This is a genomic window from Cupriavidus basilensis OR16, from assembly GCF_000243095.1.
Classification (GTDB): Bacteria; Pseudomonadota; Gammaproteobacteria; order Burkholderiales; family Burkholderiaceae; genus Cupriavidus; species Cupriavidus basilensis_D.
In genome coordinates this window covers 44,700-65,976 of sequence record NZ_AHJE01000038.1, presented here as the reverse complement: position 1 = coordinate 65,976, position 21,277 = coordinate 44,700, and the positions used below count along the sequence as shown (strand labels likewise).

The following is a 21,277-nucleotide window of genomic DNA, read 5'->3' as shown; positions in this document are numbered from 1 at the left end:
GGGAATCAACCGGAGCTGAATCCGTGGCCTGTTGCACGGCGCCGGCCCCTCCAGTGAAACCGGGGCCCGGCTGGGAAGGCCGGCGCGGTCAGTGCATGGACGGACACTACGAAAGGGAGCGGGCCCCGTGATGCGAGTCCCGCAAGCCCTCATGCCGGCGGCGCATAGTTCGGGTATACGAGCGTGCGCCCCGTTCCTGCGCGCTCAGAGCGCGCTGAGATAGCGCCAGAGCGTATCGAGGCGTTCGTTGCGGTTGTACTGGTTCCGGTACACGCGAAGATCCAGGTCGATGCACCAGGACGGACCGCCGGCGGGGACCAGGGCCCCGGAAGCCAGCTCTGTTTCGATCGAGCTTTTCGGTAGCCAGGCAATGCCTTCTCCCGCCACAAGCATCTTCTTGAGCACCTCCGCCATATCCGACTCATAGTCGAGTCGGAGCACGGGCTGCGCGTCGGCACGGCTCAACAGCAGGGCGAGGCAACGGCCGAAGTAGCTCGTGCTGGTATAGGAGATCAATGGCAGGGGACTACCAGGCGTGCCCGGTAGCCGATGCAGGGGCCCCAGTCGCTGGTTGGGCTTGCTCACCGGCATGAACGTATCCTGTCCGACGGTCAGATATGGGTACCTGACCGGGTCCAGGTGCAAGGGCAGCCCCGGGTGGTCGTAAGCGAACATCAGGTCGCAATTGCCATTGACCAGGGTGAGCACGGAATCATGCACATTGGTGGGAATCACGCGCGCGCGCAGGTCGCCGACATGCCTGCGCACGGCGTTGAACCAGCCCGGCAGGAAGTGCTGTTTGGCCGGCAGGCATGGGTCGGCCTCTCGGGCAACTGGGGCCAGGTCGCGTTCGGGCGGCAGTACACGATGCTGTTCTGGTCCACGCTGGAAGCAGACATGCTAGGCCCGAACACCTTCGGGACGTCGTCGCTGGATAGCTACCTGCCGAATGCGCGGGCCGATAATGCCGTGTCGTACAAAGGCACCTTCGGCGGCGTGACCATCGGCGGCACCTACAGCTTCGGGCGCGATACAGGCAATGCCGGCCCCAGTCCGTCGGGCACCAACTGCGGCGGCGAGAATCCCGCTGACAAGCGCGCCTGCCGCGAATGGTCCGCGCTGCTGAAGTACGAATCCGGTACCTGGGGCGTGGGCGCGGCCTACGACTCGATCCGCGGCGGCCCGGGCGCCTTCGGCGGCCTGGTCAGCAGTGGCCTGAAGGACGAGCGCTTGTCCGTCAACGGCTACGCCAACGTGGGCAAGGGCAAGATCGGCGGCGGCCTGATCCGGCGCGACAACGATGGCAGCCCGACGCCGCGCAGCGACCTGTGGTATGCCGGCGCGTCATACGCGATCACGCCCGCGTTGAGCGTGGACGCCGAAGCCTTATAAAGCACATCTTCTGACCGAAGCCGCTATTCCCGTACCTCATCAGGGTCGCCCGTCTACGGGTGACCCTAAAAAATAGATAAAATGCAGAATATCTATGAAACGGGGCTGACTTGGCTACCTCAACCAACGGGCACATCACGGCAACGCCAGACGTCGCCGAACCCGGCGCCACGGACACGGGCGGGCGCACGTGGGCGTCCATTCTCGAACTCACGGTCCGGGAGGAGATCATCCAGGGCAAGCTCCCCGCGGGCAGCAAGCTGCGGCTCAAGGAGCTCTCCGAACGTTACCAGGCGGGCGTGATCCCCCTGCGCGAGGCGCTGTCGCGCCTGTGCGCCACGGGCTTCGTCGTCGCCATCGACCAGAAGGGCTTTCGCGTTGCCGAGCTCTCGGAGAGCGAACTGCTCGACATCACCCGCGTGCGCCAGCAGATCGAGACGCAAGCGCTGCGCGACGCCATCGGCAGCGCCAACGTGGCGTGGGAAGGGCAGCTCATTGCCGCGCACCACCGCCTCAAACGGATTCCGATGTACCTGCCTGGCGAAGGCCGCCGCATGAACCCGGACTGGGAAGACGCCCATTCGGACTTTCATGCAGCGCTGGTCGCGGGTTGCGAGTCGCCATGGCTGCGCCGTTTCTCCGCCTTGCTCCGCGACCAGACCGCCAGGTATCGGCTGCTGTCGATGAACATCCCGAAGTCAGGCCGCAAGCGTGATGTCATGGCAGAGCATCAGGCCATTGTGGATGCGGCGGTGCGGGGCGATGCCGACGGGGCGTGCCGGCTGCTCCATGAACACTTCCAGGTGACGACGGATCTCGTCATGGCGCATCTGGCCGCGCAGAAGGCGGCGGGGGCTGGGAAGGCGGGTGTGAAGAAGGCGGCTGCGGTGTAGCGGGGGGGCGGTGGCTGGCAAGAAGACGAGCACCAACACGGGCGGGCATATCCGCCCATGTTGGTGCTCGCAGGACGGCTAGTGCTGCGTTTACTCAGCCTCGGTGTTATGAATGAAGTACGGCGGCACGTCCGGCCCCCACTGGTACAGCGAGTCTGCCGGCGCGTAGTCGCCGGCCGGCCATGGCTGGCCGGCGGAGATGTAGTCGATGTCCGCCGAGTACTCGCAGAACGAGCCCCAGGGATCGCGCACGTAGTGGAAGAAGTTCGAGCCCAGCACATGGCGCCCGGTGCCCCAGCCTTCCTTGTAGCCGGCGACCGCCATCTGCCCTGCGCCCTGGCCGACTTCGTCGACGCTGGCGACATCCCATGCGGCGTGGTGCCAGCCGCGCGCCGAGCTTTTGGCGAAGGCCAGCAGGTGATGGTCGCTGCCGTGCGGCGTGTGGGTGAAGGCGATGGCGTCGCCGGAGCGGTCGGACAGGCGCAGGCCTAACGTGTCGTTGTAGAACGCCACGGCACGGGATACGTCCGGCGTGAACAGCAGCACGTGCGACAGGCGCCGCGGGCGGACCTGGCCGATCAGGTTGCGCAAGGTTGCGCCGCGGACATCGGCGGGGCCGTGGATGTTCTTGGGCGGGCTTTTCGAGTCGGGTGAGGTCTTGGGCCCGGCCTTGACCTGGATCAGGTTGCCGTCGGCATCGACGAACCACAGCCCTTCGGCCGTGGCATGGGCGGCGTCGCTGGCAAACGTCACGTTGGCGGCGAGCAGCTTGCGGCGGATGCCTTCGAAATCCCCCGCGAAGCAATTGAAGCTGAGGTAGGCGAGGGCCTTGCGCTCGCCCGGGAAGAACCGGGCCCAGACCCGTTTGTCCTCAGCGAGTACTTCCAGCGCGTCACCCTGCCTGACGACGCTCAGCCCGAATGCGCTGAGGAAGTGCTCAGCGACGCTCAGATCCGGCACCGTCAGGGCATAGTGGTCGAGCGAATGCACGGCGGGGTCGCGCCCGCTGGCCGCATTGTTCTTTTCCATTTGTCTCCTCCGTTGGTCGCGTGGCGTCAGGCGGCCCGGGCTGCCTTGACGGTACCGCTGGCTTCGGCTTCGTCCGCGATCGTATTGCGCAGCGGCGCGAAACCCGTCACCGACACTTCACACACGTCGCCCGGGCGCATCAGCAGCTTGGGCTCGCGCGCCCAGCCGATGCCGCTGGGGGTGCCGGTCACGATCACGTCGCTCGGCTCCAGCGTGATGGCCTCGCTGATCACGGAGATCAGGGTGGCGATGTCGAAGACCATGGTGTCGGTGCTGGCGGACTGCACTACTTTGCCGTTCAGGCGCGTTTCCAGCAACAGGCCCTTGGCGCCGGCCGGCACTTCGCTGGTGGTCACCAGTTCCGGGCCGAAGGCGCCGGTGGCGTCGAAGTTCTTGCCCACCGTCCATTGCGGCGACAGGAACTGGTATTCGCGCACCGAACCGTCGTTGAACAGCGCATAGCCGGCAATGCAGTCGAGCGCGTCTTCCTTGGCGATGTGGCGGCCGCCTTTCTTCAGCACCACGGCCAGTTCGCCGTGCTCGTACTTGCTTTCCTTGGTATGGTCGGCGTAGTTCAGGCCAATGCAGAAGATCTTGGCGGGATGCTCGACCACCGGCAGGAAGGTGATGTCGGCCTCCGATACCAGACGGCCACCCGTCTGCTGCGACGCGTACGTCTCTAGGTCCGTGCCGGCAGCCAGCAGCGATTCGAGCGATGCCTCGCCCAGGATACGGATCTTGTCGCCTTCACGGGCGCCCAGGTGCTTCTTGCCATCAAGGATAAAGCGGACGTAACGCATCGGATTTCCTGTCTCTCTAGGGTTGGAATGGGCAATCGCTGTCGCGCGATCGTTGGCCTATGCTAGGCGAAAATATATACAAAAACAACTTTTGTAGATTGTCATTGGCGGGGAGGCTCGCTTTGTTAGCCGTTGCGCACATGGCCCGTTGTCAGTGCTGACAAGGGCTGGCGAGGTTTTCCGCGCCCCGGCCATGCCTGCCCGGCGCGTAGCCAAAGCGGCGATGCTTGCGTGTGATCGCCGGCCCGTCCCCCGGAGGTGGTGTTGTGCCTTGGCAAAGCGGCATGGGATCATCCGGGACTTTTTTAGGGGAGCTGTTCAATGCGCCAACGTCCGTCCGCAAGACTTCTTGTGCTTAGCCCTGCGGGCAGAGTGCTCTTGTTTCGTTTCACCCATCGCGAGGGGCCACTGCGCGGCCAGGACTATTGGGCTACGCCCGGAGGCGGGCTGGAGGATGGGGAGACCTTCGAAGCCGCTGCAGTTCGCGAGCTGCGCGAAGAGACGGGGATCCACATCGACTCTGTCGATGCGCCGGTGAGCTTGCGCGAGGTGGCGCTACAGTTGCCCGACGGAGAATGCGTGCTGGCGGTCGAGCAGTATTTTGTCATTGCGGCAGATAGCGAGACGTTGTCGCGCGACGAATGGACCGAATGCGAAAGGCAGGTGATCGCCGACCACCGGTGGTGGTCGGCGGCGGAACTGGCCGCGACCAGCGACACCGTCTGGCCAGAAGGCTTGGTTGAAATACTGACGGCTGCGGGAAGGTTCTAGCGCCGGCGTTCGCGCTCTTCTGGCAAACCGGCTCAAAGAGCCAGCTGCAGGGGCACGGCGGCTTGGATTCCGTCAGCATCCGCCGCCGCAGGCACCGCGCAGCAGATCAGCGCCTCGCCATGCGCCACGTCGAACGCCGGCGCCTCGGCATAGGCCACCGTGCCCTGTAGCACACGCGTGCTGCACGAGCCGCAACTGCCGCCGCGGCATCCGAAGGCCGGCGTCAGGCCGCGCTGCTCGGCCAGCGCCAGCAGCGAGCCGCCGCCGGGCATCCAGCGGGCCTCCTTGCCCGATTGCACGAAGGTGACCGGCACGGGCCGCGAAGCGGGCCTGGCGGCGGGCGTGGCCGGCCAGCCGGCGTCGCGCTTGCGCACCACCGAGGACGCGCCAAAGGCTTCCGCATGGATGCGTGCATCGGCAACATTGAGCGCGCGCAGGCCATCGTAAAGCGATTGCATGAACGCCGTTGGCCCGCACAGGTAGAAGTCGTAGTCGTCGAACGGCAAGCGGCCGCGCAGCGTATCGATGTCGATGCGCCCGGACACGTCGTAGTCCTTGCCCCGGGCGGCATCCTTCGGGTCGCTCAGCAGGCGCACCAGTTCCACCGCGCCACCGGCGCTCTCGGCAAGCGCCGCAAGCTCCTTGCTGAAGGCGCGCTCGGCTAGCGTGCGCGCCGAGTGGAAGAACCAGGTCGGGCGGACCCGGCGCGTGCGCAGGCCTTCGTAGACGATTTGGCGAAGCATGGCCAGCATCGGCGTGACCCCGATGCCTGCGGCCAGCAGCACCGCCGGCCTGCGCTCGGCGGCATCGATGGTGAAGTGGCCGGACGGCGCGCGGGCTTCGATCACGTCGCCGACCTTGACGTTGTCGTGCAGGTGGCGCGACACCGTGCCTTCGCGCTTCACGCTGATGCGGTACCTATCGTCCGCCGGTGACACCGAGAGCGTGTAAGTGCGCATCACGGGCTGCGCATGGCCCGCCAGCGTGACGCGAATCGGCAGGAACTGTCCGGCCAGGTGCGCCACGCGGCCGGCACCATCCGCGGGTTCCAGGTGCAAGGACCGGACCACGCTGCTTTCCTCGACGATGCGCGCGACGCGCAAGGGCCGCCACGCGTTGGCCAGCGCCGCGGCGCGCTGGCGGCCGGCAGCTTCGTCCCAACTGCCGGTCATCAGCGCGTTTGGCGATGCGCCATCGGCTTGCGGCTGCCAGCGCAGCGGCAGGGCCTCGTCGCGGCGCACGATCTGTTCGGGCAGGAAGCGCCACAGGCGTTCGGCGCCCTGGAACGCGGCGATCTCGGGCGAGTCCAGGATGACCTCGGCCTTGCCCGAGAGCTGGAGCAGCTCGCCGGTGCGCAAGTCCGTAAAGACGAGTCCCGCGATGGGATTGAGCACGAAGTTGCCCAGCGTGTTGAAGAACAGGTTGCCGGCAAAGTCGGGAATGGTCAGGCCGCCGTCCGCATCGATCCGGACGAAGCCGGGCTTGCCGCCGCGATGCGACACATCCACCTGGCGTTGCCCATCTTCGAGGTCCACGTAAGACGCGACAAAGAACATGTCGGCGGAGCCAATGAGCGCGCGCGCCCGCGTGTCCAGCGCAGTGAAGTGCTGCGCAGCCGGCACCGCGGGTCTGCCAGACGCGCCGGGCGCGCGCGTGAATTCGAACACGCGCTTCTGGATGTACTGCGGGCAGTTGCCGAAGCTCTGCCCCACGTCGATCCGCAGCACGCCACCGCCGCCACCGCCGCCATCGCCACCACCACCCGCGCCGCGCCGTGCCGTGCCGTTCATGCGGTTGCGCCGGCGCGTCAGCAGGTCGATGCCCAGCAGGCCGATGGCGCTGCCGTCTTCCATGCCGGCGTCAGCCGGGTCGGCGGGCTCGCGGGCCATGGCGATGTCCAGCGTGGTGGCGTCGGGCGAGCGCAGGAAGCCGGGCTGCCCGGCGCGCAGCGTCGCCCACACCCGGCCATCCGGCGCGACCGCGCCCAGCACCACCATCGGCAGTTGCGCGAAGAACTCGCGGTGCTGGTCGGGCATATAGTCGCGCACCACGCGCCGCCCGACATCCGCCATGCGCCCGGCAACGCCTGCGCGTTCCTGCAGGCTACGCTCGCCGGCGTGCCAGGACTGTGCGGGAGCATGGGTGGGTTGCGCGGATGGTTGGGCTTGGGCGGACATGATGGCTGCTCCTTCCTGTACGGCGATCGGTGGCCAGGCGAACGGGCCGGCGTGTTGATCAGGCAGCGAGGCCGGCCGGTGTCTTCTTGAACGCCACGAAGCCCGGCAGGGCTTCGACGCGTTGCAGCCAGGCCTTGACGTTGGCGTAGTCCGACAGGTCGACAAAACCCTCGGGCGCCCGGGCGATGTAGCTGTACAGCGCAACGTCGGCCAGGGTGGGGTGGCTCGCGGCCAGCCACTTGTCCTTGGCAAGCACGTCGTCGACGCGCTTGAGGATGACGTGCGCGCGGGCAATCACTTCCACGGCGTTGTAGGGGGCGCCGAACACGGTGACGAGGCGCGCGGCGGCCGGGCCGTAGGCGATCTCCCCGGCGGCGACCGACAGCCATTTCTGTACCGCGGCGGCACCGGCGGGCGACTCCGGCAGCCAGTCCGTCTTGCCGAACCTCTTGGCCAAGTACACCAGGATTGCGTTGGAATCGGTGATCACGGTGCCGTTGTCCACCAGCACGGGGACCTGGCCGAACGGGTTGAGCTGGAGGAACTCGGGTGTCTTGTGCGCGCCTTTGGCCAGATCGACCTCGATCGCCTCGGCATTGGCGCCGATCAGCGACAGGAACAGGCGCACGCGGTGCGCGTGTCCGGAGAGGGGGTGGAAATAGATTTGCATGGCGGTGATCCTCGGCGTGTCTGGTGAATGGCGCCGCCCGGTGGCGGCTCGCGCACGGTCCGAAGGGTTCTTGGGAGAAGGCCTGCCCGCGCCATGTCCGGTCCGTGTGTTGGATGGATCATAGGTGCTGCCCGGGGCACGAAAAATGGCCCCGGCGAGAAGGGACTCTTCTCATTGCGAGAAGAATCCGGGCGCCCGGCGCGCGCGTCAGTTCAGCGTGCTGTCCGCGCGCAGTGTCTCGATGGCGAGGTCCAGGAAGGCGCGGACCTTGCGCGTGGCATGGCGGCCCTCCCGGTGGATGACGTTGATGGGCAGGGGCGGCGGCTCCACGTCCGCCAGCACGATGCGCAGCGACTCGTCGCGCAACTGCCTGGCCACCTGGTACGACAACAGCCGCACGACGCCGAAGCCCGACACGGCGGCGGCAATCGCGGAGTCATTGGTCGTGGTGGTCAGGCGCGGTTGCAGCCGGGTGACGATGGGCGTGCCGTCGCGGTTGAAGCGCCACTCCGCTGTATTGTTGGCGCCATTGGGCAGGATGGTCGCATGGCCGGCGAGGTCGTCCGGGGTTTGCGGCTCGCCGTGCCTGGCCAGGTAAGACGGCGCCGCGCATACCACGCGCCGCACCTGGCCCACGCGCACGGCTTGCAAAGACGAATCCGGCAACTGCCCGATGCGGATGCCCACGTCGATGCCTTCGTCGACGAGGTTCACGATCCGGTCCAGGAACAGGCAGGTCGCGTCGACTTCCGGGTAGCGGTTCAGGTATTCGGTGACGATCGGCATCACGTATGCGGCGCCGAACAGGACGGAAGCCGTGATGGCAAGCTGGCCGCGCGGCGCCGCATGCGTGCCCAACGCCGCCAGCTCGGCTTCGTCGATCTCGCCCAGCAGACGGCGGCAGTTCTCGAAGTAGGCCGCGCCGGTGTCGGTCATGCGGACCAGCCGCGTGGTACGGGTCAGCAGGCGCACGCCCAAGTGCCTCTCCAGCTCGTTGACGATGCGGCTGACCACCGACAGCGAGATGTCCAGCTTGCGCGCGGCGGCGGTGAAGCCGCCGGTCTCCACCACGGTGACGAACGTCTTCATGGCCTGCAGTCGATCCACGCCAGCTCTCCCGGCCCGTGCGGGCTCTTGATGATCTGGCGGAGTATATAAGGACTCTGGCGGCAACGCGCCGCGCACGGCACATGGGCGCGCAGGCCCATAAAAAAAGCCATTCCGAAGAATGGCCTTTTACACCCCGCGACATCCACACCACGTTGCTCCTGCCCCGTTGGCTCTTTGGCCGGTGTGGGCAATGCTGGAGTCACGCTGCGAAGACCGGTAACCAAGTCGTTCCAGGCGGCAGAGCCGCTTGTGGTCCAGCTATCGGATTTAATAACTTATGCGCTGCGACTTGTCACGCGACGGATACGGTTTCCGGGCGCGGTGTGCATCGCGCGGCGCGCATCGGGCCGGGTGGCGCGTCCGGTTGGTGGCGTTACCCGAAGATGCGCGCTTCACCTGTTGTGTCGTGGCACTTTGGCGCACGTTCGCGGAGTTGGCGTTCCAGATCGGAGATGCGGTGGTCGACGCGGGTCTGCTTGCGGGTGCGCCGGATTGCGAGTGCTGTGCACAGCACTATCATAAGGATGCAGCCGAGCTGGCCGAGCTGTATCGGGTCGTATTGCATAGGAATTCCTGAGCATGGTCGCGCGCAGCGGCGCAGTCTGGCGCGCTGGCGCCGGCGCGCGGCCAGAGACTGCCGGCCGCAACTGAAATAACGGCAATGGCAGGAGAATTTTGAGGCATGGCCCGTGCCTGGTGCGCCGGGCAGTCGCCATCCGCCATGACTTCGCCGGGCGCAACGCCTGGTGCGCTAGCCCACTTTCGAATCACCCCGCTTTGGGTAGGCTCCATACGTCGCGGACAGGTCTGACCCACTTGCCCGTGCTTTGCGCCTTGCCTATCCCCCGGTGGGCGAGGCGTCTTTCTGCGCCGGCAGGGGCGTGTCGACGGGTGTCGGTCCAGCCCCTTGGCGGAACGCTATGTTCCCGGACCTCCGCGCGGCATGCATGCCGGCGCTGTTCTTTTCGGGGCAGCATGCCTGGCCGCGGGAGCAAGCGGCTCGAAGCAAGCGCAAGCCGATGGTAGTCTTTCGGTTTCGGAGTCGCACGCCATGCTTGCCAAATCGGATTTCCTCTCAGTGGTTGCCAACACCCCGCTGGTCTCGATCGACCTGCTCGTCACCGATGCGCAAGGCCGGGTGCTGCTCGGCCGGCGCCGCAACCGGCCGGCGAAAGGCTCGTGGTTCGTGCCAGGCGGGCGCATCCGCAAGGACGAAGGCCTGGATGCCGCGTTCCGGCGCATCGTGGCGGACGAGCTCGGCTTCACCGGGGTCGAGCGTAGCGATGCCGCGCTGCGTGGCGTGTTCGAACATCACTATCCGGACAACTTCGCCGCGGAGCCCGGCATCTCCACGCACTATGTGGTGCTCGCCTATGCGTGGACCATGCCCGGCGGCGAGCCGCTCGGGCAACCTGACCAGCACAGCGAGTACTGCTGGATGACGCCGGCCGAGCTGCTGGCGCATGGCGACGTGCACGAGAACACAAGGGCATATTTCCGCTGACCGGCCGGCCGCGCGACGGCCCCGGTGCTTCGCGCCGGGATTGCGTCGGTCGGGGTCAGGCGCTTGCACGACTACCAGGTGCAGATGCCCCAGTCGGTAAATAGTGGCATCTCCAGGCCGAGCGCCGCATCGGTCACCGCCTGGATCTGCACGAAGGGCCGCTCGGACTCCACTTTCCCGAAGATCGCCGCGAACGGAATCTCAGCCGCGTCGCGTCCCGTGCCGATGCGCAGCAGGCCGGTGGGAATGGAGGTGCCGGACGGGTCGACGAGGTACCACCTGCCCGACAGGAAGACCTCCACGAAGGCATGGAAATCCGGCGGCCCGAGCGCGGGATCCGCGCCGTAGTCCAGGCTGCTGGAGATACGCGCGGGAATGCTCAGCGCCCGGCAGATGGCAATCATCAGGTGCGCGAAATCCCGGCACACGCCGGTACGCTCGACGATCGTATCCACGGCCGAGGTGCGCTCATTGGTGGATGTCGACACGAAACGCACATGGTTGCGTGCCCATGCCCGGATTGCCACGATACGCGAGTAGCCCCATGGCACCCTGCCGAACTCCCGCAGGGCAAACTCCATCAGCCGGTCGGATTCGCAGTAGCGGCTAGGCGCCAGGTAGGGCAGCACCTCGAATGGCAGTTGCGCGATCGGCACTTCGCGCAAGGTCGAGGGATCGTCGAGGCGATGGTCGATATCGACCACGGCTTCATAGTGGATCGCCAGGTGCCCCTTTGGGGCGCGCAGGCGGATCAGCCGGTTGCACAGCACCGCGTCGGTGTACTGGTCCATGCGCAGCACGGGCGGCACCGTCAGGCGCTCGGAAACGATGCTCTGGCGTGCGGTACGCGCGGCTTCGATGTTGAAGAGGAAGTCCGCCTCGGCATCCAGGACTTCGTACGACAGGTCCACCGAGTATCGAAGACGGTTCATTTGATCCCCCCTGGCCCGCGCGGCATGACAGGCGCTTGCCGGATAAATGGTGCGTGACAGGGCCTAACGGATTGCCACGGCAGCCGTCAAGCGCAGACTCGTGCCCGTTCATGGTCGCCGGCACCCATGGGAAAGTCCAGTGAATCCGGTGAATGGCCTTCGGTGGTGTCCCTGGCCTCCTGTGCTTCCTATTGCGCGCCGCGGTCCTTTCGCCAGGCCGCGAACTTGCCCGCTGCCAGCTTGCGGGGCTGGCCGGCGGGCCGCTGCTGTCCAGCAGCCGCTGGATCGTCGGCGACAGGCAGCGCACGCCGTCGAGCACCTGCGCCAGGGCGGCCGTGATATGCGAGGCATCGTCGAGCTTGCTGACCACCGACAAGTGCTCGAACCGGACCAGCTTGCCGATCTGCACGGGGTTTTCCAGCATGGTGACCACCAGGATCGACAGGGCGGGATAGCGGCGCCGCACGAGCTCGATCATGCGCAGGCCATCGCCATGGGCACCGCCCGGCATCACGTAGTCCGTCAGCAGGACGTCGCACGGTTGCCGGCTTAGCAGCGTGAGGATTTCGGTGGAGTTCCTCGCGCTCCCGACGATCTCGATGCCCTCGAACTGCGCCAGCAAGCCCCTCAATCCCACCAGCACGACGGGATGGTCATCGGCGATGACGATGTGGGATGTCGCGCGCGGGACCCTAGCCGGCATGGATACGGGTCCACGACGGCGAATGGCTGGAGAGCATGCACGGCGGGGGCCGCTCCATTGGTCCCGGTGATGGGCGCGGGCAAATAAGGGTGACATTGCTCATGGCAGGGTTCCTTGCGCACTTGAACTTGAAATGGCGGCGCGGCGCGCCGAAGAAAGTACTGAATTTGTGAATGCTGACTGTATCGCCGGGAACGCAATGCCGGGTTGAGAAATTTCCTCATTTCGCCGCAAGCGCGTGGGCCAATCGGAAACTGCGCGGAAACTGCGCGGAAATTGTGTCCAGTGCGGAATCTTCACCGGCCTGATTCAGAGCCTTCGCTGCTTGGGGAACGACCCCCTCCGGCACACTACGAAAACGTTGCACAACAGGCGGCGCCTGTCTATTGGCATATTCGTCAGCCATTTTTTGCCGGCTGGTGAATCAGGATCCAGCCGAAGCGGCGGCGTTGCCATGCTCGCGGCCACGCCCGGGGCGCGAGCATGGCCTGGCCAAGACACGAAATTGCGGCACCACGCGATATCGGCCCGGCCTCCCGGGGATACCAAATTCATAGATGAGAGGGAACGTGATCAAGGCAAGCAGACGATATTTCGAGCACGGACTCAGCGCGGAGGCATTTGACGAAATCTGCGGCGCGGATCCGGAGGCCTTGCGCCGGCTGCGGCTCGGCATCTCCGTGCTGGAGCGGCGCAACCTGGCCGTGGTCAAGGCCACGGCCTTCTCGGGGCTGGAGGAGGGCATCTTTCTGGATCTGTTCATCGATGCCAGCGTGGATGACTGCACGGCCCTCGCACTTCTCGCTCGGCAGGCCAAGCAAGCGCCGCGGCGGCGTTGCCGACGGGCTGATGCGCGAGGCAGTGCGGCTGATGCAAGGTGGCAATGAGATCAACTGGCGGCTCGCCGCCGCGTGCGCCTATATCGGCGCGTACCAGGAAACCCATCGCGTGCTCGACCGCATGTCGCCCGCGCGGTCGAATCAACTGATGAACCGGCATGAGGCCCTGGTGTGGCGGTTGCGCAGGCACCGCTCCGTCGAGGCCCGGATGCTGGCGGAATTGCTGAGCAGCCTGCGGCGCCTGCATGATGGCGCGCAATATGATTTCCTGACGCCATTCGACCGCGACCAGGCCGTCATGCTTGGCACCTTCATGTCGCAGTATCGGGAGAAGCTCTCGGCATTCGAACGCATGCAAGCCCCATTCACATAATGGACCGGCCTGGCCCCGGGATGTTCCACGGCGCGTTACTCCTCGGTTTTTTCTCCCTGGCGCCTCGGAAGCTTCCGAATGGAAGCCTGAGCAACGTCGCCATCGGTTGCGGGCTTCAGCGCTTGAAAGCGGTTCTCCTGAACACCTTGCCTGATGTGCTCGGATGCCGATGCGATATGCCGGCGCACGGTTCAAGGGCCGAATCGCCCCTGCTTTGGGAAATTTCCTATGGCTTATTCGGAAATTTCACGTTAGCTCTGAGGTAATTTCGCCACATAATCCGCGCTTCACCTTTTCACTGTCGGCTGTCGCCCGGCGCAGGTGAGTGCGTATTTTTGGCAATCTTGGGGAGAACGCGAGTGGCAACGATCCTGATCGTCGACGATCACCCCGCACTGCGCCTGGTCATCAAGACTCAGTTGTCGCAAGTGCTCGGGGTCAGCAATATCCTGGAAGCTGACAATGGCCAGGCTGCCATCGAGGCAGCCAGGCAGTTCGAGCCCGATCTTGCCATCCTGGACCTGGATATTCCCCGTATCAGCGGCCTGGACGCGATCCCGCGCCTGAAGCTGATCTATCCGCCGATCCGGATCCTGGTGATTTCCGGCCAGGACCAGGTCACGTTCGCGCCGCGGGTGCGGCAGGCGGGCGCCCAGGGCTTCGTCAGCAAGATGCAGGACATGAAGGGGATCGTGCGCTGCGTCGAGGCGGTGATGGCCGGCTACACGGTGTTTCCAGAAATGCGCTACGAGCGCGAGCTGCCGCAGATCGCCCAGCGGGCGGACGAAGAGCGGGTCGAGTCGCTCTCGGACAAGGAGATTGTCATCCTGCAGATGCTGGTCAGGGGGTTGACCAACAAGGCGATCGGGGAGCTGCTATTCATCAGCAACAAGACGGTGAGCAGCCATAAGGCCCGCATCATGGGCAAGCTGCAGGTTACCTCGCTGGTGGACCTGATCGACATTGCGCGGCGCTGCCGCCTGACCCCGGGCAGTGACGCCAGCCGGCCGGTGGCCGCGCATCGGCAGTGGTTCAACAGTATGCGAATGTTCACAAAGGTAAATGTTTACAAAGGCAAATTCATGATCCGTGCGCTATTGCTCAGTACTACCGAGAGTGGCGTGCAAGCGTTGCAGATCAGCGGGCTCGCGGCCGTACTCGCGGGCCTGGGCTTCTCCGTCGAGCAGGTGGGCCTGCCCCGGCGGATGCGGGCCCCGTCCGACGCGAGCGGTCCAGGCTGGCACTGGTCTGGCTTGCCCATGACCATGCCGGCGAGCCCTCGCGCAGCGACTTCGGGCTGTCCCCGGACAGCCTGCTGTTTGCGGTGGTGCAAGGTGGCGCGGACGCGAGCGTGGTGGATGCGGCCCATGGGGCCGGCTTCGATGCCGCGCTGACGGCGCCGGTCGACGTCGGCACGCTCGCGCACGTGCTGGCCGGGCACGGGTTTGTCGCGGTGTCGCCCGACGAATGCGCGGCCATCGGCCCGCTGCTGGATACGCTCGCGGGCGGTGACGTGGATGTCGTCCGGGAGCTGGTGGACTGCCTGGTAGACACCAACCGCATCGATCTCGAGACGATGCGCGCGGCCTTGACGGATGGCACATGGCAGCGGTTCGGCAGCGGGGCTCACCGCATCAAGGGCTCGGCCCGGATCCTTGAGTGCGCTGCCCTGGTCAGGCTTTGCGGCCTGCTCGAATCCGTTGCCCAGTTCGGCGACCTCGCCACCGCGCAAGCGTTGCTGCCCATTTTGGCCGCAACGCTTGCGCACCTTGACGCGTTGCTCGCCGCGCTGCGCCCGCCGTCCCGCGCGGCCTGACCGCTACCGTTATCCCAACCACGGCTTGCCATCGCCCTTGGCCGTGCGAGTGCCGCTGCGCAGGTGCCCGCGCAGCGCGCGTTCCAGCGTGGCCAGTCCCACCGGCTTGACAATGACTTCGCTCATTCCCGCCGCCAGCGCATGCAGGTGATCCTCGCTCTGCGCGCTCGCGGTGCAGCCGATGATCGGGATACTGCGCAGCGCATCCTTGCGCGCGCGTATCGCCTGGGCCAGGCCGAAGCCATCCATCACCGGCATCATGCAGTCGCAGATGATCAGGTCCGGGGGACTGCGCAGCAGGGCTTGCAAGGCGATGGCGCCGTTCCCCGCCGTATCCACGGCAATGCCAAGCCGCTCCAGCTGGCGTTCCAGCAACAGCCGGTTGGGCGCGTGGTCGTCCACGACGAGCACGCGGGTGCCCGGCGCAAACAGCGCGATGCCCGCGCCGGCGGTCGCCGGCGCGTTCGCCTTGGGCAGCGAGGCCGAGACCTCCAGGCTGAGGCGCACCAACACCTTCGTGCCCCGTCCCGGCTCGCTTTCCAGGGTGATCTCGCCCCCCATCTTGCGCACCAGGCTTTGTGCAATGGACAAGCCGAGGCCGGTGCCGCCGGTATTCGCTCGCTCGCTTGACTCCACCTGGGAAAAGGGCCGGAACAGCTTGCCGATCGCCTGCGCGGGAATGCCGATGCCAGTGTCTGTGATGCTGAGGCAAAGCGCTTGCGAGGACCCTCGCGCGGCAGCGCCGTCGAGCCGGATATCCACGCTGCCGCGCTCGGTGAAGCGGATGGCATTGGAGAGGAAATTGCTGATGACCTGCTTGATGCGCAGGATATCCACGCGATGCGCCGGCGCCACGGCATCGCTCACGCTGACATTCAAGGCCAGGCCTTTTTGCGAGGCGACCGGGCCGAACATCTGCGCGACTTCATGCAGCCCCTGGCGCAGGCTGGCAGCGCGAGGCTGCAGCGTGAACTGGCCGGCTTCCATCTTGGAGAGGTCCAGGATATCGTCCAGCAGCGACAGCAGCGACGTGGCGGCGCTATGCGCCGCGCCGAGTTGCTCTCGATCCTCGTGCTGGGCGGGCTGGGCGGACTGGCGCGTCAGCACCAGTTCCAGCATCCCGAGAATGGCGTTCATCGGCGTGCGTATCTCGTGGCTGATCGAGGCCAGGAACGTGGACTTGGCGCGGTTGGCCGCCTCGGCGCGGTTCTTGGCCGCAGCCAGCTCGGCCAGCATCTGCTGGCGTTCCGTCACATCGATCCAGCCACCGACGATGCCGGCCGTGCCGCCATTGGCGCGGCGTAGCGGCACCACCCAGCTGATTACGTTGCGCGCCTCGTTGTTGATGGTCAGTTGGCGATCGGCGCTGGACGGCATACCGGTGCGCAGCACGCGCTGATACACGGCAATCAGGTCATCGTGACTGATATCGGGGGCGACGGCGGAGAGCACGAACGCGGGCTTGGTGCCGGCCAGCGCCCGCCGCGTCGTGTCCAGCGCTGCTTCATAAGCAGTATTGCAGGTGATCATGCGGAACTGGTTGTCGCGCAGGTAGATGGGCTGGGGAATGCCGTCGAGCATCGCCGTCTGGGATGCGACCTGGTCCTGCAAGGCATGCTCGGCCGCGGTACGCTGGCTTACCTGCCGCCGCAGCGAGGTCACCCACGCCAGGAACAGCAGGCTCACCAGCAGCAGGGCGGCTACGGCCGCCATCAGCCACGGCATGAAATGGCGCCAAGTGAAGCCCGGCGGGCTGGGTTCCGTCCAGTGCGCGCGCATGGCGCCGAGATCGTCGCGCGGGATGCTGAGGATGGCCTTGTTGATGATGCCCAGCAATTCCGGGTGCCGGTTGCTGACACCCACGCCGATTTCCAGCGGCACGCCGCCCGTGGCCGCCGCCACCTTGAGCCGGCCGGCATAGGTTTGCTTGAGCATGAGGTCGGCCATGAAGGCGTTGGCGATGGTGGCGTCCGCGCGCCCGCTGGCGACCATGAGGAACGCCTGCGCGTAGGAGTCGGTCTCGCGCTGGGTCACCGCGTAGTTGGCGCGCACGAGATCGTAGATCCCGTTGAGCGGTGGCCCGGCGATCACCTTGTTGGCAAGGTCGGGCAGGCTCTTGATGCTGTCGTTGCCCGCGCGCGTGACAACGACCCAGTTGCCCGAGAAATAGGGCGCGCTGACCGAGAGCGGGGCGTGGCTGGCGGCGGCACGGTTCAGCGGCAGGATCGGCACGACATCCAGCGTGCCGTTTTCGAGCGCGGCAGTCGCGCCAGCGGCGCTGGCTGGCCAGTACGGCACGAAACGCAGCCCGGTGCGCTGCGCGATCAGCTGCAGCACTTGCTCGGTGAGCCCGCCCAGGTGCTGCTTGGCGTCGACGAACTGGAACGGGAAGACGTCGCGCGCCGCCAGGTAGCGCACCTCCGGGTGGGTGGCGATCCATGCGTGCTCGGCCGAGGAGAGATTGAGCTTGTCGGTGATGTCGAATTCGAGCGAGCTGGAAATCCAGGAGGTGTCGATCTTGCGCTTGAGCGCAGTGGGCATCCCTGCCAGCGTCTGGTCGATGATGCGGCCGAGCGCAGGGTCCCTCACCGCGAAGGCGATGCCTGCTTGCGCCAGCGGCGCGAAGTTGCGCGCGGTCAGTTCGTCGTACCGGTATTGCTCAACGAGGTAGCCGGCGGCGGTGGCGTTGGTGACCATGACGAAGTCCGCATCGCGGGAGAGCTGGTCGAGCGCGCTCAGCAGGTTCTCGAACGGCAGCAGCTGCGCGCCAGGGTACGCCCGCTGCAGCGCGGCGGGCGAGACCTCGCCTGCCAGGTAGCCGATGGCGCGGTTGGCGTTGTTGCGCGCACCGTCTCGCCGGGACACCACCTCGATCAAGCGATGGTCGTGGTACGGCGCGGTTCGCGTGCCGGTGGCGGGGCTGTCCAGCGACGTGGCGATGAGGTCGATGGTGCCGTCCGCCAGCTGGCTGCGTGCCAGTTCGTGTGAGGGATAGCGCTGGATCCGCGCCGGCACCCCAAGCCTGGCTACCACCACGGCAAGGTAATCCGCGGAGATCCCGCAGTAGTTCCCTTTCAGGTCGACCAGGTCGAACGGCGGCAGGTAGTTGCCAACCACGCCTACGCGCAAGGCCTTGTGCGCGCGGCGCCATGCATGCAACGCCGCATCGTCGCCCTGGGGTGCCGCGGCACGGTCGATGGCATCGCTCGTGCCGGCGGAATCCAGGCGCACCTGGGAGCTCAGGAGCAGCGTGCGCAGGGGCTCGGCCGGAAGGGCAGCCAGCGCCGGCGCACCCTGGAACAGCGCCAGCAGCAAAAACCTAAGCGGTAGGTTGTTCCAGGGCCATCTAGACATGGTTAGCCGGCCACGCTCTTCTTGCCCGCGAGACGGTCCTCGGACGCAAGAAATGTGGAGTTCGGAGCAAAGGCGATGGGGTGGAAAGCGGCAGTGGAAGGCATGCCGCCAGTCTACTGGCGGCATGCCTTCCGTAAAATCGGACGCGTCCTATACGGCGAGTGTCGGCGGCGCGGGGCGCTGCATCCGTCGCCTATCCATCCCTCAATCCATCCCTTCGAGCCAAATTGGCCATTGCGCCGGCGCCAGCACGGCCGTGCCGCTGCCGGCCCGGGGAGAAGGGCGTCTTCGGATATCTCTTTCATCGTCATAGGGCCCGGCTATTCGTTGTCGATAGCAAAAAACAATCATCGCAGTTGTAACGATGAATTGTACAAATCACACCGGGGCGAACAGAATCGGGTCTTCGCTGCAACACGCGGCCATCCACCCCAAAAGTCATCCAGGAGCTAACCCATGCTGCAATCCCGTGAAGGTCAACGCGTTCCCAATGTCACCTTCCGCGTTCGCGAGAACAACGAATGGAAGACCGTGACCACGGCCGACTTGTTCGAAGGCAAGACCGTCGCGCTGTTCTCGCTGCCAGGCGCATTCACCCCGACCTGTTCGTCCACCCATCTGCCGCGCTACAACGAGCTGGCGCCGGTGTTCGCCAAGCACGGCGTGGACGCGATCCTGTGCGTCTCGGTCAACGACACGTTCGTGATGAACGAGTGGGCGAAGGACCAGGAGTCGGAAAACATCGTGATGATTCCCGATGGCAACGGCGAGTTCACCGAAGGCATGGGCATGCTGGTCGACAAGGCCGACCTGGGCTTCGGCAAGCGCAGCTGGCGCTATTCGATGCTGGTCAAGGACGGCGTGGTCGACAAGATGTTCATCGAGCCGGAAGAGCCGGGCGACCCGTTCAAGGTGTCGGACGCGGACACCATGCTCCACTACATCGCGCCCAACGCGAAGAAGCCTGACCAGGTCGTGGTGTTCTCCAAGGTGGGCTGCTCGTTCTGCGCCAAGGCCAAGCAAATGCTGTCGGACAACGGCTTCGAGTACATCGACGTGCCGCTGGAGCACAAGATCCGCGGCAAGGTGCTGGGTGCCTTGTCGGGCGACATGACCGCGCCGCAGATCTTCATCAACGGCAAGCTGATTGGCGGCGCCGACGCGCTTGAGACCTATCTCGTTCGCTAAGCCTTGAGCCAGCCACGCAAGACCGCTTCAACGCCGCAGGGCGCGGCGCCGGCAAGACCGGCAGCCGCGCCCCAGTCGGCGGACCCGATGGCAGCGCCACCCGGTGCCATCGGGTCCGTTGATTGACACAGCCTTTACCAGGAACGCCGACATGACCACCGCGCAGAACGAGCAGAATGTGCAGGACCCGCAGACCGTGCAAACCATCCAGACCGACGTAGCCGTGATCGGCGCTGGCACGGCAGGCCTGGCCGCGTACCGCGCGGCCCGCGCCGCTGGCAAGCGCGCCGTCATCATCGAAGGCGGACCCTACGGCACCACCTGCGCCCGCGTGGGCTGCATGCCCTCCAAGCTGCTGATCGCCGCGGCCGAGGCCGCGCATGAACTGCGCCACACTGCCCCCTTCGGCGTGCATGTGGATGGCCGGATCCGCATCGACGGGCGCGAGGTGATGGCGCGCGTCAAGCGCGAGCGCGACCGCTTCGTCGGCTTCGTGGTGCGCGGCGTGGATGGCATTCCCGCCGAAGACAAGGTGAGCGGCTATGCGCGCTTTATCGACAACACCGTGCTGCAGATTGGCGAGCACACCACGGTGCGCGCCAGCCGCGTGGTGATCGCCACCGGCTCCAGCCCGGTGATCCCGCCGCCGTTCAAGGTGTTCGGCGATCGACTGGTGGTGAACGATGACGTCTTCGCCTGGGACGACCTGCCGCGCCGCGTAGCCGTGTTCGGTCCCGGCGTGATCGGCCTGGAACTCGGCCAGGCGCTGTCCCGCCTGGGCGTGCAGGTGCGCGTGTTCGGCCTGCGTGGCGGCGTGGGCCCGCTCACCGACCCGGCCATCAAGGCCAATGCCGTGGCCAGCTACCGCGAAGCGTTCTACCTTGACCCGGACGCCAAGCTTGGCGAGATGCGCCGCGAGGGCGACGAGGCGGTGATCACCTTTACCGATCTGTCGGGCAACACGGTCACGGAGCGCTTTGACTACGTGCTTGCCGCCACCGGCCGCCAGCCCAATGTGCGCGGCCTCGGGCTTGAGCACACCGGCCTGGAACTGGATGGGCGCGGCCTGCCGGTGTTCGATCCGGCCACCCTGCAATGCGGCACGGCGCCTGTCTTCATCGCCGGCGATGCCAACGACGTCCTGCCGTTGCTGCACGAAGCCGCCGACGAGGGCAAGGCCGCCGGCGAGAACGCCGCGGCTTATCCGGCGGTACGCCCGTTGTCACGCCGTGCCCCGATCGGCGTGGTCTTCACCGACCCGCAGATCGCCATGGTGGGCCAGCGCCATGCCGACCTCGCGCCGGACAGCTTTGTCACCGGCGAGGTGAGCTTCGAGGACCAGGGACGCAGCCGCGTGATGCTCAAGAACCGTGGGCTGATGCACGTCTATGCCGACAAGCAAAGCGGGCGCTTCCTCGGTGCCGAATGGACCGGCCCGCGTGCCGAGCATATCGCGCACTTGCTGGCCTGGGCTTACCAGCAATCGCTCACCATCGACCAGATGCTGGCCATGCCGTACTACCACCCGGTCGTGGAAGAGGGCCTGCGCACCGCGCTGCGCGATGCGCAGGCGCAGCTCGCCGGCTGAGCGCTCCCGGCGTTGCGCGTGGCGCTCGCCGTCACCGCGGCGGCCAGCGGGTTGGCTCCGACAGAATTTTTTGCAATCCCGTCCTGTACCTGCGCTGTGCGCACGGCGATACTGCCGCTCAACGCACACGACGCCGGG

General features: G+C 66.2%; 16 protein-coding genes and 4 pseudogenes. 10 read left to right on the top strand and 10 right to left on the bottom strand.

The window, feature by feature from the left end:
• Positions 1-204: 204 nt before the first annotated feature.
• Positions 205-795: pseudogene (locus tag OR16_RS45795) on the bottom strand (LysR substrate-binding domain-containing protein); the annotation flags it as partial.
• Here OR16_RS45795 and OR16_RS14795 point away from each other — a divergent pair.
• Positions 796-1,386: pseudogene (locus OR16_RS14795) on the top strand (porin); the annotation flags it as partial.
• A 116-nt stretch (positions 1,387-1,502) separates the two neighbouring features.
• Positions 1,503-2,285 (top strand): GntR family transcriptional regulator, encoded by a 783-nt coding sequence (locus tag OR16_RS14790; RefSeq protein ID WP_006158759.1) that lies wholly within the window; start codon positions 1,503-1,505, stop codon positions 2,283-2,285.
• 90 nt (positions 2,286-2,375) lie between these two features.
• Here OR16_RS14790 and OR16_RS14785 read toward each other — a convergent pair whose 3' ends face one another.
• Both OR16_RS14785 and OR16_RS14780 read right to left on the bottom strand, forming a co-directional pair.
• Positions 2,376-3,314: a VOC family protein gene (locus OR16_RS14785; protein WP_006158758.1), complete on the bottom strand. Its 939-nt coding sequence runs from the start codon at positions 3,312-3,314 to the stop codon at positions 2,376-2,378.
• A 26-nt stretch (positions 3,315-3,340) separates the two neighbouring features.
• On the bottom strand, positions 3,341-4,114 hold the full coding sequence (locus OR16_RS14780) for a fumarylacetoacetate hydrolase family protein (protein ID WP_006158757.1): 774 nt from the start codon (positions 4,112-4,114) through the stop codon (positions 3,341-3,343).
• A gap of 321 nt (positions 4,115-4,435) precedes the next feature.
• On the opposite strand from OR16_RS14780, the gene OR16_RS14775 reads away from it, so the two are divergent.
• Positions 4,436-4,885: an NUDIX hydrolase gene (locus OR16_RS14775; RefSeq protein WP_043419764.1), complete on the top strand. Its 450-nt coding sequence runs from the start codon at positions 4,436-4,438 to the stop codon at positions 4,883-4,885.
• Between the two features lie 32 nt (positions 4,886-4,917).
• Here the strand turns inward: OR16_RS14775 and OR16_RS14770 are convergent, their stop codons facing one another.
• The 4 genes from OR16_RS14770 to OR16_RS14755 all read right to left on the bottom strand — a co-directional run bounded on the left by OR16_RS14770 (position 4,918) and on the right by OR16_RS14755 (position 9,407).
• Positions 4,918-7,062, bottom strand: coding sequence for a pyridoxamine 5'-phosphate oxidase family protein (locus tag OR16_RS14770; protein WP_006158755.1), 2,145 nt, complete (start codon positions 7,060-7,062; stop codon positions 4,918-4,920).
• A 58-nt stretch (positions 7,063-7,120) separates the two neighbouring features.
• On the bottom strand, positions 7,121-7,732 hold the full coding sequence (locus OR16_RS14765) for a glutathione S-transferase family protein (RefSeq protein ID WP_006158754.1): 612 nt from the start codon (positions 7,730-7,732) through the stop codon (positions 7,121-7,123).
• Positions 7,733-7,939: 207 nt separating this feature from the next.
• The gene (locus OR16_RS14760) at positions 7,940-8,839 is read right to left on the bottom strand and encodes a LysR family transcriptional regulator (protein ID WP_006158753.1); all 900 of its coding nucleotides are present in this window, start codon (positions 8,837-8,839) and stop codon (positions 7,940-7,942) included.
• Positions 8,840-9,215: 376 nt separating this feature from the next.
• A complete protein-coding gene (locus tag OR16_RS14755; protein ID WP_006158752.1) occupies positions 9,216-9,407 on the bottom strand; it encodes a hypothetical protein in 192 nt (63 codons plus the stop codon).
• Between the two features lie 486 nt (positions 9,408-9,893).
• Here OR16_RS14755 and OR16_RS14750 point away from each other — a divergent pair, with 486 nt between their 5' ends.
• Positions 9,894-10,346, top strand: a complete 453-nt coding sequence (locus OR16_RS14750) for a GDP-mannose mannosyl hydrolase (protein ID WP_006158751.1) — start codon at positions 9,894-9,896, stop codon at positions 10,344-10,346.
• Between the two features lie 71 nt (positions 10,347-10,417).
• On the opposite strand, the gene OR16_RS14745 is transcribed toward OR16_RS14750, so the two are convergent.
• Together OR16_RS14745 and OR16_RS48250 are read right to left on the bottom strand one after the other, a co-directional pair.
• Positions 10,418-11,278: a transglutaminase-like domain-containing protein gene (locus OR16_RS14745; RefSeq protein WP_043419763.1), complete on the bottom strand. Its 861-nt coding sequence runs from the start codon at positions 11,276-11,278 to the stop codon at positions 10,418-10,420.
• Positions 11,279-11,663: 385 nt separating this feature from the next.
• Positions 11,664-11,981: pseudogene (locus OR16_RS48250) on the bottom strand (response regulator); the annotation flags it as partial.
• Positions 11,982-12,550: 569 nt separating this feature from the next.
• Here OR16_RS48250 and OR16_RS39730 point away from each other — a divergent pair.
• The 4 genes and pseudogenes from OR16_RS39730 (at position 12,551) to OR16_RS44075 (ending at position 15,009) form a co-directional block, all read left to right on the top strand.
• Positions 12,551-12,868, top strand: coding sequence for a hypothetical protein (locus tag OR16_RS39730; RefSeq protein WP_006158748.1), 318 nt, complete (start codon positions 12,551-12,553; stop codon positions 12,866-12,868).
• On the top strand, positions 12,831-13,193 hold the full coding sequence (locus OR16_RS14735; RefSeq protein WP_006158747.1) for a hypothetical protein: 363 nt from the start codon (positions 12,831-12,833) through the stop codon (positions 13,191-13,193). The genes OR16_RS39730 and OR16_RS14735 overlap by 38 nt, the downstream gene beginning before the upstream one ends.
• Positions 13,194-13,552: 359 nt before the next feature.
• A pseudogene (locus OR16_RS14730) lies at positions 13,553-14,182 on the top strand (response regulator); the annotation flags it as partial.
• 362 nt (positions 14,183-14,544) lie between these two features.
• On the top strand, positions 14,545-15,009 hold the full coding sequence (locus OR16_RS44075) for an Hpt domain-containing protein (RefSeq protein WP_006158745.1): 465 nt from the start codon (positions 14,545-14,547) through the stop codon (positions 15,007-15,009).
• A gap of 9 nt (positions 15,010-15,018) precedes the next feature.
• Here OR16_RS44075 and OR16_RS14720 read toward each other — a convergent pair whose 3' ends face one another.
• Positions 15,019-18,363: an ATP-binding protein gene (locus OR16_RS14720; protein ID WP_100227889.1), complete on the bottom strand. Its 3,345-nt coding sequence runs from the start codon at positions 18,361-18,363 to the stop codon at positions 15,019-15,021.
• A 456-nt stretch (positions 18,364-18,819) separates the two neighbouring features.
• Between OR16_RS14720 and OR16_RS14715 the strand changes: the two genes are divergently transcribed.
• Together OR16_RS14715 and OR16_RS14710 are read left to right on the top strand one after the other, a co-directional pair.
• On the top strand, positions 18,820-19,551 hold the full coding sequence (locus OR16_RS14715) for a glutathione peroxidase (RefSeq protein ID WP_006158743.1): 732 nt from the start codon (positions 18,820-18,822) through the stop codon (positions 19,549-19,551).
• Between the two features lie 196 nt (positions 19,552-19,747).
• Positions 19,748-21,139: a dihydrolipoyl dehydrogenase gene (locus tag OR16_RS14710; RefSeq protein ID WP_006158742.1), complete on the top strand. Its 1,392-nt coding sequence runs from the start codon at positions 19,748-19,750 to the stop codon at positions 21,137-21,139.
• Positions 21,140-21,277: the final 138 nt, after the last annotated feature.